At 63.9% G+C, this 12,538-nt stretch carries 10 protein-coding genes and 1 pseudogene; 6 read left to right on the top strand and 5 right to left on the bottom strand.

Annotated features, from left to right (window positions below; genetic code table 11):
* From IG627_RS16860 to IG627_RS16850, 3 genes and pseudogenes are all read right to left on the bottom strand, one after another.
* Positions 1–236: pseudogene (locus IG627_RS16860) on the bottom strand (acetyl-CoA carboxylase biotin carboxyl carrier protein); the annotation flags it as partial.
* Between the two features lie 38 nt (positions 237–274).
* The gene (gene aroQ / locus IG627_RS16855; protein ID WP_193193777.1) at positions 275–730 is read right to left on the bottom strand and encodes a type II 3-dehydroquinate dehydratase; all 456 of its coding nucleotides are present in this window, start codon (positions 728–730) and stop codon (positions 275–277) included.
* A 239-nt stretch (positions 731–969) separates the two neighbouring features.
* Positions 970–2,796, bottom strand: a complete 1,827-nt coding sequence (locus tag IG627_RS16850) for a protein-disulfide reductase DsbD family protein (protein ID WP_193193775.1) — start codon at positions 2,794–2,796, stop codon at positions 970–972.
* 115 nt (positions 2,797–2,911) lie between these two features.
* On the opposite strand from IG627_RS16850, the gene IG627_RS16845 reads away from it, so the two are divergent.
* The 4 genes from IG627_RS16845 to IG627_RS16830 all read left to right on the top strand — a co-directional run bounded on the left by IG627_RS16845 (position 2,912) and on the right by IG627_RS16830 (position 6,767).
* The gene (locus tag IG627_RS16845) at positions 2,912–3,652 is read left to right on the top strand and encodes an N-acetylglucosaminyltransferase (protein ID WP_226865337.1); all 741 of its coding nucleotides are present in this window, start codon (positions 2,912–2,914) and stop codon (positions 3,650–3,652) included.
* The gene (locus tag IG627_RS16840) at positions 3,649–4,155 is read left to right on the top strand and encodes a copper chaperone PCu(A)C (protein ID WP_193193773.1); all 507 of its coding nucleotides are present in this window, start codon (positions 3,649–3,651) and stop codon (positions 4,153–4,155) included. Before IG627_RS16845 ends, IG627_RS16840 begins: the two co-directional genes overlap by 4 nt.
* A gap of 66 nt (positions 4,156–4,221) precedes the next feature.
* Entirely contained in the window at positions 4,222–4,791 is a 570-nt protein-coding gene (locus tag IG627_RS16835) for a YajG family lipoprotein (RefSeq protein WP_193193771.1), read from the top strand.
* 197 nt (positions 4,792–4,988) lie between these two features.
* Complete coding sequence (locus IG627_RS16830; protein WP_193193769.1) at positions 4,989–6,767, top strand: EAL domain-containing protein; 1,779 nt, start codon at positions 4,989–4,991, stop codon at positions 6,765–6,767.
* A 161-nt stretch (positions 6,768–6,928) separates the two neighbouring features.
* Here IG627_RS16830 and IG627_RS16825 read toward each other — a convergent pair whose 3' ends face one another.
* The gene (locus tag IG627_RS16825) at positions 6,929–7,927 is read right to left on the bottom strand and encodes an adenosine kinase (protein ID WP_193193767.1); all 999 of its coding nucleotides are present in this window, start codon (positions 7,925–7,927) and stop codon (positions 6,929–6,931) included.
* Between the two features lie 217 nt (positions 7,928–8,144).
* Here IG627_RS16825 and mrcB point away from each other — a divergent pair, with 217 nt between their 5' ends.
* Positions 8,145–10,790, top strand: coding sequence for a penicillin-binding protein 1B (mrcB, locus tag IG627_RS16820; RefSeq protein WP_193193766.1), 2,646 nt, complete (start codon positions 8,145–8,147; stop codon positions 10,788–10,790).
* 37 nt (positions 10,791–10,827) lie between these two features.
* Positions 10,828–11,421, top strand: coding sequence for a rhomboid family intramembrane serine protease (locus tag IG627_RS16815; protein WP_193193764.1), 594 nt, complete (start codon positions 10,828–10,830; stop codon positions 11,419–11,421).
* Between the two features lie 62 nt (positions 11,422–11,483).
* Here IG627_RS16815 and hemB read toward each other — a convergent pair whose 3' ends face one another.
* Positions 11,484–12,497, bottom strand: coding sequence for a porphobilinogen synthase (hemB, locus tag IG627_RS16810; protein ID WP_193193761.1), 1,014 nt, complete (start codon positions 12,495–12,497; stop codon positions 11,484–11,486).
* Positions 12,498–12,538 lie beyond the last annotated feature (41 nt).

Raw genomic sequence — 12,538 nt, 5'->3', positions numbered from 1 at the left:
GGGCCGGCGGGGGCGGCCCCGGCCCCGCCCCCTCCGGGGGCGGGGCCCGCCGCCGGTGGGAGGGGGGCGGCAACCGGAGCTGCCGCCGGCGCGGCGTAAACCGGCGCAGCGGCCTGGGGCGCGTTACTGGCGCCGCGACTGATGCGCACCGACTCCTCGCCCTCCTTGATTTCCAGCTCGCCGATATCCGATTCCTCGAGCAGCTCAATCAGTTTTTTAATCTTGCGGATATCCATAGTTCTTCACTCTCAATGTCTTGGGTAGTGTTGGTTCATTATTGGGTGGAAGGCGCCAGACTCAGTTGGTGGATGGCCGCCTGCAGGGCCAGGGTGTAACTGTGCGCGCCAAAGCCGCACACGACCCCCTGGGCCAGGTCGGAAAAATAGGAGCGGCGGCGAAACTCTTCCCGCGCATGGGGGTTCGACAGGTGCAGTTCGATAAACGGAATTGCCACCGCTGCCAGGGCATCGCGCAGGGCCACGCTGGTGTGGGTAAAAGCGGCGGGATTGATGACGATATAGTCCACCCCCTCGCCGGCGGCCGCCTGGACGCGGTCGATCAGTGCCGCCTCGCTGTTGCTCTGCAGCGTCTGCAGCTGGTGGCCGGCGGCCTCGCACTGGGCCAGGGCCGCCTCGTCAATCTGCACCAGGGTAGTGGCGCCGTAGATCTGCGGCTCGCGGGTACCGAGCAGGTTGAGATTGGGGCCGTGCAGCAGAAGAAGTCTTGCCATAGCTCGCTCTGAAGAAAAATCGCGAAACAGTCACAAAAACTGGGCGAAAGTTGGCTATCTTGCGGGCAAACTCGAATTTTCGGCGGGATTGCCCGAGTGCCTGGGCGAGTGTGCCGCAAAAGTGACTCCCTGTCCATGCCCGCGACACAGTTTATTGAAGTTAGCCGCAGTTCGGCGACTTTTCCGTGATATTAAGCGCAATATTATTTTGGGCATGGCTTTTTTGCCCGGTGGAATGGCTACAAAGGCACTTTGTCGTCAGTTCCGGCGTCGACCGCGCTGAGCCCACTCTGCGCGGCCGCTTTCAGCTCCGCCAGCAGTCCCTCGCGGGTCAGGACCTGGGGCAGTATCCGGGCCTCGCCGCCGCCGGCCGGGTAGAGAAGGTAAAGGGGAACGCTGGTGCGGCCGTACTTTGCCAGCAGCTCGCTGATCTGCGGGTCCTGGTTGGTCCAGTCCCCTTTCAGGGCCACGACGCCCAGTTGCTGCACGGCGTCGGCTATCTCGTCGCTGGACAGCACCACTTTTTCATTGGCCAGGCAGGTGATGCACCAGGCTGCTGTCATATTGGCCAGCACCGGGCGTCCCTCGCTGCGCGCACTGGCGAGGCGCTCGGGGGAGTAGGCCTGCCAGTAGCCGCTGGCGGTCTCGGTGGGTTGCCGAACGATAGACAGCTGCGGCAGCAGGCCGGCGGCAAGCGCCAGTGCCAGCAGCGCCGCGGCGCTCTTGCCCAGGCGCCAGCCAGTGCGGGTTTCCTGGGGCTGAGGCCAGAGCCACAGGGCGAAGGCGATGGCCACGGCGCCGGCCAGCACCAGGGCCACGCCGTCACTGCCGCTCTGGCGGCCCAGTACCCACAGCAGCCATACAGCGGTCAGGTACATGGGGAAGGCCAGCAGTTGTTTCAGCCTGTCCATCCAGGGGCCGGGGCGGGGCAGTCTTTCCGCCAGTGCGGGGATGTAGGTCAGCAGCAGGAAGGGCGCGGCCATACCTGCGCCGAGCGCGGCGAACACCAGCAGTGCCACTGCGGTTGGCTGGGTGACGGCAAAGCCCAGTGCCGAACCCATCAGCGGCGCCGTGCAGGGACTGGCCACCAGGGTGGCCAGTGCGCCTGTGGCGAAGGAGCCACGCAGCCCCTGCTGGGCGCTGAGGTTGTGCCCTATACCCATCAGGTTGCCACCTATCTCGGTCAGGCCGGACAGGCTGAGTCCCATGGCAAAGAACAGGTAGGCCAGTGCCGCCACCAGCCAGGGGGACTGCAGCTGGAAGCCCCAGCCCACTGCCTCGCCGCCGGCGCGCAGCGCCAGCATCAGCGCCGCGATCAGCACGAAACTCAGCACCACGCCGGCGCTGTAGGCCCAGCCGTGGCAGTGGCGCGCATGCGCGTGCTGTGCGGCCTGGCTGACCGCCAGCAGTTTGATCGACAGTACCGGGAAGACACAGGGCATCAGGTTCAGCAGCAGGCCGCCGGCAAAGGCCAGCAGCAGCGCCAGGGGCAGGGTCGTGGACGGACCGCCGCCGGTGGCCGGTGGTGTGGTCGGGCCTGCGGGTGCGGCGCCGCCACTGACCGGGGTGGCACTGCCGGAAATGGGATCCAGATCGAACTGGCGCGCCTGGGGCGGGTAGCAGAGGCCGGCATCGGCGCAGCCCTGGTAGTGGATCTCGAGTCGCACCGGGCCACCGGCACCCCGCAGGTCGACGGGCATCTCCAGCTGCAGCCGGTAGACTTCTGTCTCCTTTTCGAAGTAGTCATCCCAGATGACTTCGCCCTCGGGCAGGGTCAGGGGTAGCTCAATCTTGCGCTCGCCGTCCAGGCGGAAGAGGGCGAGTTTGTCCCGATAAAGGTAATAGTCCGGGGCTATCTGGAATATGGCGCTGACACCGTCGGCGCCGACCAGGAAGTCCTGCTGGTAAGCCCGATCCACCGGCAGGAAGTCGGCCTCCTGTGCGGCATTCAGGGAGGCGAATGGGCTCTGGGCTGGCTGGGCCTGGGAAGTTGCCGCGAGCAGAAATACCAGGGTTGCCACCAGGGTGAGGAAATTTTTTCGGAAACTGTCGGTCATCACAGCCATAGGGGTAAAAATTCTTTATAGTCAGGCGCATGGCTCTGACTGCCGCCGTGGACGGGGGTTCACTGGATTCGGCAGTATAGCGGTGCCAGCGGTGCAAAAAAACAACAGCAGGAGGATGGGATTGTCGTCGTTTGACCGCCTTCACATGATTGCAGCGTCGCTGCTGATGGTCGCCTGGCTGGGTGGTTGTGTGAGCACGCCGCCGGTACCCGCGCCCCGCGCGGTCCCCCTGCCGGAGCCAGCCGGCCCCTCGCCGGAGGAGATTCGCAGGCGCAATGTGGCTTTTTTTCTCGAGCGTGCCGAAGAGGCCCAGCGCCGGGGCTTCCTGACCCAGCCGGCCGGTGCCAGCGCCTATGACTACTACCTGCGCGTCAGGCACCTGGATCCGGACAACAGCCGCGCCGCCAGCGGCATCCAGACCATAGTGATCGAATTTGTCGAGCGCGCCCGCGATGCCCTGCGCCGGCGCGCCTTCGGCGAGGTGAACACTTCCCTGAATCGCGCCGAGGAGCTGGCGCCGGGTAATCCACTGGTTGCGGAGGTGCGCGCACAGCTGTTGCGCGAGCGCAGTCGCGCAAAACTGGATCTGCCCCAGGGGGAGGCGCTGCCACTCCCGGCCGCACCGCTGGCGGCCAGGTCCGGTGAAGTCGTGGAGTTGCTGCGCGGTGCTGCCCAGCGTATCCGCCGCGGAGAGCTGAGGGTCATCATAGTCGCGCGGAATGATGCCGAAGGGCGCTGGATCTACCAGCAGCTGCGCGAGGCCGTGCCCGGTTATCGCGTGCGCGGCGATATCAAACTGGGCAGCCCGCCGCGGCTGCTGCTGATTCAACCTGTTGCCGTAGGAGGCGAATCGTGAAGAGGTTACTGTCACTTGCCGGGGCTTTCTTGGTCGCAATGCTTCTTTCCGGCGGAGCTCTGGCTGTCGATGTTGTCGCGGTGAGAATAGCCGACGATGCCGATGGCGATGCTTTCCAGTTGGAACTGGAAGGCTATGTGCGCGAGACATTGCCTGGTGCGAACATGAGCGCAGCCTACCTCTCTCTGCGCAACAATGGTGAAACTGATCTGCAGTTGCAGAGCGTCGAAGTGCCGGACCTCGAAAAAGCCATTGCCGATCTGCATACCACGATCAATGAGAATGGCGTCAGTCGTATGCGCCCGCTGGCACAACTGGCAATTCCTGCGGGAGAAGTCGTAACCATGACCCCGGGCGGTCTGCATCTGATGTTGCGCGGTGTGCAGCTGCGCGTCGGCGAAGCATTGCCGCTGCGGCTGCGCTTTGCCAGTGGCATTACGCTGGAAGTGGAAGTGCCGGTGCGAGGATTGAAGGCGGCGGAAGCGCACCACCACCACGGCTGAACTTTCCGCGCGGTGCGGGTACGAACAGAATCACTAGTCATCTGAATAAGAGAGTCGGAGGAATCGATGAATAAACTGCTGCTGTTCCTGGGGACCTGCCTGTTGGCCGCCTGTGCCCACAGCCCGCTGCAGATTCAGGTGCGCCCGCATGTGGATGTGGCGCCTAACAACATCGGTGCGGGGCACACATTGAGCGTGCGCGGTGTCAACCAGCTGCCCGGTGGCGGTCTGGGTTCTCTCGGCGGCATCTATGCCGATACCGCCCAGGTGAGTCTGGCCAACAATGTGGAAAATGCCATCGCCGATACCCTGCAGCGGGGCCTTGAGAACTGGTCTTTCCGCTCCGTTGATAGCGCCGCCGATGTTCAGGTGCTGGCGAAACTCACCGGACTCAGTTACGACAGCCCGAACAAGATATACACCAGCAAGGTGGACACCTCCGCCGAAGTGCAGCTGGAAGTGAAGATCGGCGGGGCCACCTATTTTGGCAACTACCGTTCCAGTGGCGCGGATCGCAGCCTGATCAAGCCGAGCCGCGAGGAGGTAGAGACCCGTATCAACGACCTGTTGAGCGCCACTTTGCAGCGGGCCTTTGAGGACGAGAAACTGAAAAACTTCTTGCGCAGCCATCTCTGAGTGTGCAACTTAGACGCCAAAAACTACACCTGAACAAAGGGGCGGGCAGGGAAAGCTCGAAACTGGATCTGTTTTTGCGGGTTTGCGTGACGGAGTTTGCAAATTCGCCGTGCTGCCAGTGGTCTGGGCGTGCGAGTTTCTATACTCGACTCGCTTCCAGTTTTCGCAGTACAACAGCATAAAGACGCGAGCCTGCTTTGACTGAATTTGACCCGAAATCCGTCGAGTATCTCGGCCTGCTGACCCAGGTGGAGGGCGAGTTGATGCCCGGTGCGCAAATCAGCTTGCAGGCGGCGGAAGTCGCCCTGGGGGAAATCGCCGACGGTGTCATAGTGACCGATGCGCGCGGAGTGGTGACCTATAGCAATCCGCTGGTCAGCGAAATGACCGGCGATCTGGTGGGGCTGTTGCCGGGCCAGATCCTGAATGACGGTCTGCAGTTGTACGATCTCCGCGGCGAGCCGCTGCCGCCGATACTGGCAACCGGTGTTGAGGATACAGAGCCGCCCAGTGCGCGGGAGTTCAATGCCTGTATCCTGCGCCCCGGAGAGCCGCAGAACCCGCTGGAAATCAGCGTACAGGTTATGGCGGTCAGGGACGGCGCCGCCCTCACCAATTTCGTCCTGGTGCTGCGCGATACCTCCGCTGCGCGCCGTATCTCCTCCCGACTCAGCTGGCAGACCAGCCACGACTCCCTGACCCGGCTGCCCAACCGGCAGTTTTTTGAAAGCGAACTGCAGCAATCCCTGTCCCTGTGCGTCGACAAGCGCCAGCACCACGTACTGTTGTACCTGGACGTCTATCAGTTCAAAGTGGTCAACGATACCCTCGGCTATGCCGCCGGCGACCAGTTGCTGATCCAGCTGGTGCGGCTGCTGCGCCGCTGTCTGTCCAGTACCGACCTGTTCGCCCGCGTCGGCAGCGATGAGTTCGCGATTCTGCTGCGCGATTGCACGATAGAGGAGGCGGGACGCGTGGTCGCGCGCCTGCGCGATGCGGTGCAGGGGTTCGCATTCCACTGGGAGGGCAGCGACAGCCGTGTGGCCCTGTCCATCGGCGTGGTGACGGTCGACCGCCACGCACCGACCGCCAGCCAGTTGCTGGCCTCCGCCAACGACGCCTGCTGCGCCGCGCGGGATCAGGGCCGCAACCGAGTCAAGCTGTTCAGTGATTCGCGCAAGGTGCTGGAGAAGCGTCGCGAGACCACCTGGGTGGCGGAAATACACGCGGCACTGCGGGAGGATCGGCTGCTTCTGTACCGGCAGCCGGTGGTATCGCTGAAGGGAGAACAGCGGGTGCACCACTACGAGATACTGGTGCGCATGCGCGGTCGCGACGGCAGCATCATCTCACCGGGTCTTTTCCTGCCGGCGGCGGAGCGCTATGGCCTGATCGAGGAAGTCGACCGCTGGGTGATCCGCAGAATCTTTGCCTATATGGCACTGGAGCAGCGCGAGGGTGTCAGCGGCTTCAGTTACGCGATCAATATTTCCGGTATCAGTCTCGGAGACGAAACCTTTGCCGACTATGTGCTGCGGGAGCTCACCGATGCCGGAGTGACGCCGTCGCGGGTACAGTTCGAGATCACCGAGACCAGCGCCATCAACAACCTGGAGCGGGCGCTGATCTTTATCCACAAGCTGCGCGCCGCCGGCTGCAGCTTCGCCCTGGACGACTTCGGTCGCGGCGTTTCCTCGCTGGCCTACCTGCGCCAGTTGCCGGTGGATTACCTGAAGATCGACGGCAGCTTTGTGCGCAATATGCTCGAAGACGAGATAGACAGTGCCATGGTCAGCACTATCGATCACCTGGCCAAGCAGATGGGGATCAGCACCATCGCCGAGTATGTGGAGACGCCGGAGCTGATGGAGAAGTTGCGCCTTATGGGGGTGGACTACGCCCAGGGCTTTGGCATAGCCGCGGCGGCCTGCCTGCCGGAAATCAGCCAGCCACCGCAGCCGCAGACCCAGGCGTAGGGTCGCAGCGACGGGAACAAACCTTGTACGCGCCCTTGCCCGGATAGGCCCTTGAGCCTTGTAGCGAATCGGGGGCAGCAGGGCCTTCGCATCTAGGTCGTTGCCCAATCGACCTTTGCAGAGGCGAACCACGGTTCGCCTCTGCCGGGGCTGGCTGGTGCCTACACCACCGGCGCCAGCAATTCCCCATGCTGTTCGGCCCTCAGCCGCGGCCCGTACTGGCTCACCACCTGCGCGGCCGCGCGGCAGGCCAGTTCGCCGGCCTCGGCGAAGGGCAAATCGCGGTTGATACCGTAGAGGAAGGCCCCGGCAAACATGTCGCCGGCGCCGTTGGTGTCTATCGCGTGCACCTTGGGGCTCGCCACCCGGTACTGCTGTTCGCCGTCCCACAGCAGGGCGCCCTCGGCGCCGAGGGTGATGGCAAAGCTGCGACAGTAGTCCCGCAGTGCCGTCGCGGCCGCATCCACAGAATCGGTTTCGGTAAAGCCCAGTGCCTCATCGCGGTTGCAGAACAGCATATCCACGCCGCCGCCGATCATTTCCCGCAGGCCGTCGCGGAAGAAGTGCACCATCGCCGGGTCGGAGAGACTCAGCGCCGTCTTTACCCCGCCGCCCTGCGCCTGCTCGCGCAGGGCAATGGCGGCGGCGCGGCCGCTGGCCGACGACACCAGATAGCCCTCGATATAGGCCCAGCGGGACGCGTTCAGCGCCTCGGTATCCAGCTCGGCTACGGATAGCTGTTCGCTGATGCCGAGAAAGGTATTCATGCTGCGCTCGGCGTCCGGGGTGATCATCACCAGGCACTTGCCGGTGGTGCCGCCGTCCGCCTGCTGCAGCGCAGACGGGTAGGTCACGCCGGCGCTGGTGAGGTTGGCGCGGTAGAAATCGCCGTTGTCATCTGCCGCCACCTTGCAGGAATAAAAGGTTTTCAGGCCGAAATAGCTGGCCGCTATCACGGTATTGGCGCCGGAGCCGCCGCAGGCGCGTTTGGCGGTTACCAGGTGATCCTGCAGGTCGTCCACCAATTGCTGCTGGCGTCTGTCGTCCACCAGGGTCATCACCCCTTTCTCGACGCCGAGTGTCTGCAGGTCGCCGTCGGAGACCTCGATTTCCGTGTCGAGCAGGGCGGCGCCTATACCGTAGAGATCGTACTGGTGCATGTCTGTCCTATTATCGGGCTGTTTGTCGGCTTTTCCGGGCGCATTATGGCCGCAAGCCGGACGAGTGCAAGCTGGCGGGTTTGACTTGCGTATCGCATACCTTATAAAGGCCCGGCCCCACAGTGGTGAACTTATGGGCCGAAATTGCGGTCAATGCCCGAATACGTGGGATTCGCACCTATCTATAGTTGATTAAGTAGCTTGGTATTGCATCTATATGGCATCGACAAAGCGCCGGCGCAGTAAGGCGTCCAAACCGGGAAGACTGCACCGCTGGATGGTGAGGCTCGGCCTATTGGCTCTGGTGGGCGGCCTGGTGCTGGTCGGCTATATGGTCTACCTGGACGTGCAGCTGCGCGAGCGACTCGACAGTCGCCAGTACCAGCTTCCGGCGCGGGTTTTCGCGCGCCCGCTGGTACTGCGCGAGGGTATGGTCATGCGCCCGGACGAGCTGCAGACCGAATTTGAAGCCCTCAACTACCGCGAGCAGGCCACCCTCTCCGAGCCGGGCCAGTGGACCCGCGAGGGTATGGACTACCGGGTCTGGCGCCGCGATTTCGTGCACGCGGACGGCCGCGAGCCGGCGCAGGTGGTCAGTTTCCGCCTGCGCAATGACGAAATCAGCAACCTGCGCGGCGAGGGCGGTGAACGCCTGAAGGAATTCCGTCTCGACGCCGCGAATATCGGCACCCTGCTCGGCGGTGGCGACGACCGCAACCCTGTGCGCTTCGCCGATATACCGCCGCTGCTGGCCAATACCCTGATCGCGGTAGAGGATCAGGACTTCCTCTATCACTTCGGTGTCTCCCCCCGTGGTATCGCCCGCGCCATGGTGGCCAATGTCAAGGCCGGCGAGGTGGTACAGGGCGGTTCCACCATCACGCAGCAGCTGGTGAAGAACATCTTCTTCGACCACAAGCCGAGCCTCTGGCGCAAGTTCAACGAGGCGCTGATGGCGGTGCTGATGGAGCTGCATTACGAGAAGGGCTACATACTGCAGGAGTACATCAACGAGGTGTGGCTGGGCCAGCAGGGCAGTCGCGCCATCTACGGTTTCGGCCTGGCGTCCGAGTTCTATTTCCAGAAACCGCTGGATACCCTGGAGCCGCACCAGATAGCACTGCTGGTCGGGCTGGCCAAGGGCGCCTCCTATTACAATCCGTGGCGCAACCCGGAGCGGGCCCTGGAGCGGCGCAACACGGTGTTGGACGTGATGCAGGAGCAGGGGCTGATCACCGCCGAGCAGCACCGGGTCTACAAGGACAAGCCGCTGGAAGTGGCGAGTGCCGGCGCCGCGGCGCAGAACCCCTATCCGGCTTTTACCGAGCGGCTGCTGGAAGAGTTGCGCCCCTACTATTCCTACGAGGAGCTGCGCACTTCGGGCCTGAGGGTATACACGACTCTCGCCCCTTCGGTACAGAAACTCGCCGAGGATGCGGTCAGCGGCGGTGCCGCGAAACTGGAGAAGGACCGCGGTATCCAGGCGGATTCACTGCAGGCTGCGACAGTGCTGCTGGATAATCACAGCGGCGATGTGCTGGCCATGGTCGGCGACCGCCGCCCCCACTACCCGGGCTTCAACCGGGCCCTGGAGGCGCGTCGCCAGGTGGGCTCCCTGATCAAGCCCGCGGTCTACCTGACCGCGCTGGAGCGCCCCTTCGACTACAACCTGGCCACCCTGATCGACGATGCGCCGATTCGCATCGAGGGGGACAACGGCGAGGTGTGGATGCCGTCCAACTTCGACAAGAAGGCCCACGGCCAGGTACCACTCTATATGGCGCTGGCAAAATCCTACAATCTGGCCACCGCGCGCCTTGGACTGGACCTGGGGTTGCAGAATGTGCGCCAGACCATCCGCCGTCTGGGTGTGCAGGCGGACCTGCCGCGGGTGCCATCGATGCTGTTGGGCGCAGTGGAGATGACTCCCTATGAAGTGGCAAACATGTACCAGACCATTGCCAATGGCGGCGAGCATGTAGAGCCGCGTACATTGCTGGCGGTGTCCAATGCCGACGGCGAGCAGGTACAGCATTTTCGCCGCCGTGCCAACCGGGGTGTGGATGCAGTGCCGGCCTACCTGTTGCGATTCGCCCTGGAAAAGGCCATGCGCGAGGGAACGGGCAGAAGCGCCTACCGCATCCTGCCGGGCAGCGTGTCTTTCGCCGGCAAGACAGGCACCACCAACGACTACCGCGACAGCTGGTTTGCCGGCTTTTCGCCGGGGGTCACGGCGGTCGTGTGGCTGGGCCGCGATGATAACGAGCGCACCAGCCTCACCGGTTCCACCGGTGCCTTGACCATCTGGACCGAGATAATGCGCCAGCTGCCACATCGCCATGGCCGCATTCAGGCGCCCCGCGGCGTCGAGTACAAACCGGTGAATGCGCGCGGGCAGTATATGAACCCGGAGTACTGTCGCGGCGGCACCGAACTGCCATTCTCCTACGAGACGCGCCTGCAGCCAGCCCCCGAATGTGCGGGGCGCGACCGCTGGCGCTGGTTCCGGGATCTGTTCGGCGACGACGAGCGACAGGAGGCGGCGCCGCGGGAGGAAATGACGCCCGGCTGGGGTATAGACCCGCGCGAGCGGCAGCGTCGCGAGGAGCGCGAGCGCCAGCTGCAGGAACAGTTGCGCCGTGACGATGAGATGCAGCAGGTGCCGCAGACCGAGGAGGAGCCGCTGCAGTTTCCGCAGACCGAAGAGGATCTGTATCTGCAGGAGGAACGCCGCGCCGAGGAGGAGCGGCGTATCCTCGAGGAACGCCGGCGTCGCAATGAGGAGATAATGCGCGAGCGCAGACAACAGGGTGTGCCGGTGGAGGAGGCGCAGCCCTGGGAGGAAGAGGATCAGTGGCCCTGACGTTCCAGTCCCGTCGACTCCCTCGACAGGGAGAGCGGTGAAGGGCCCGCTCCTTTCCGCGACCGGCATTCTGCTGGTCGCGACCACGGTATTCAGCCTGATCGCACTCTACCTGTTGCCCGGCCTGCTGGCGCGCTGCGCTTTCCAGCCCTATCGCGTCTGGCGCGGCGAACAGTACGCATCGGTCGTCCTCGCCGGCTTCGTGCACGCCAACCTGTTGCATCTGGCGATAAACATGTGGTGCCTGTGGATGTTCGGCCCGCCACTGGAGCGGCAGATAGGCACACCGGCATTTGCGCTGCTCTACGTTCTGGCGCTGGTGGGCAGCCATCTGCCGACGTTGTTCAAGGAGCGGCGGAACACGCAGTACGCCAGCGTCGGCGCCTCGGGTGCCATCTCCGCTGTGGTGTTTGCATTTATCGTCTACTACCCGCAGGCGAAACTCTTCCTGCTGTTCCTGCCGGTGCCCATAGAGGCCTGGCTGTTCGGTCTGCTCTACCTGGCCTACAGCTATTACGCCGGCCGGGACAGGAGCCGGCGCATCAACCACGATGCGCATTTCTGGGGCGCGGTGATCGGGCTGGTTTTCGTTGCGCTGGTCGACCCGGCGGCCTGGGATCGGATTCTGTAATCAGGAGAATGCCGCTGAATCCAACGGTTTTTTTCCTGTTTTTCCTCTTCAGTGACGCCGACTCAGTTGCTGTGCAACAGCCGCGCCGCTTCCTCGGCAAAATAGGTCAGGATCCCATCTGCGCCCGCGCGCTTGAACGCCAGCAGGGATTCCATGATCACCGCTTCGCGATTGAGCCAGCCATTTTCGAAGGCGGCGCAATGCATCGCGTACTCGCCGCTGACCTGGTAGGCGAATGTCGGCACCCCGAGGTCGTCCTTCACCCGCCGCACCACATCCAGGTAGGGCATGCCCGGCTTGACCATGATCATGTCTGCCCCTTCCTGCAGGTCCAGCGCGCACTCGTGCAGCGCCTCGTCGCTGTTGGCCGGGTCCATCTGGTAGCTGGCCTTGCTGCCGCCTTTCAGATTGCTGGCGGAACCGACCGCGTCGCGAAAGGGCCCGTAGTAGGCGGAGGCGTACTTGGCGGCGTAGGACATGATCATGGTGTTCACATGGCCCTCGCGCTCGAGGGACTCGCGTATCGCGCCTATGCGCCCGTCCATCATGTCCGAGGGGGCCACCACGTCGGCGCCGGCGGCGGCGTGGGACAGCGCCTGCTGTACCAACACCTCGACGGTGTCGTCGTTGACGATAGTGCCGCTGTCATCCATCAGGCCGTCCTGGCCGTGGCTGGTAAACGGGTCCAGGGCCACGTCGGTGATCACGCCCAGTTCAGGCGCGGCGTTTTTCAGCTCGCGCACCGCGCGCTGTGCCAGGCCGTCGGCGTCATAGGCGGCGCGGGCATCGTCGGACTTGTGCGCCGGATCCACCACCGGGAAGAGGGCCACCGCGGGAATGCCCAGCTGCACCAGCTCCTTGGCTTTCTTCGCCAGCAGGTCCACGCTCAAGCGCTCCACTCCCGGCATGGAGGCGACGCGCTGTGTCTCGTCGCGCCCCTCGATCACGAATAGTGGCAGTATCAGGTCGTCGCTGGTAAGCCGGTTTTCACGTACCAGGCGGCGGGAAAAATCCTGCGCGCGCAGACGGCGCAGGCGGGTGTTCGGGTAGGCGCTGCGGTGAAGGCTGATGCTCATGGGCTGTGTCACTCCGGCCGGAATAAAGGTTTAGCGTTTTC

The organism is Microbulbifer taiwanensis (assembly GCF_014904815.1).
Taxonomy (GTDB): domain Bacteria; phylum Pseudomonadota; class Gammaproteobacteria; order Pseudomonadales; family Cellvibrionaceae; genus Microbulbifer; species Microbulbifer taiwanensis.
Note: the sequence above shows the minus strand (reverse complement) of the source record. Positions and strands in the feature narration are given on the sequence as shown.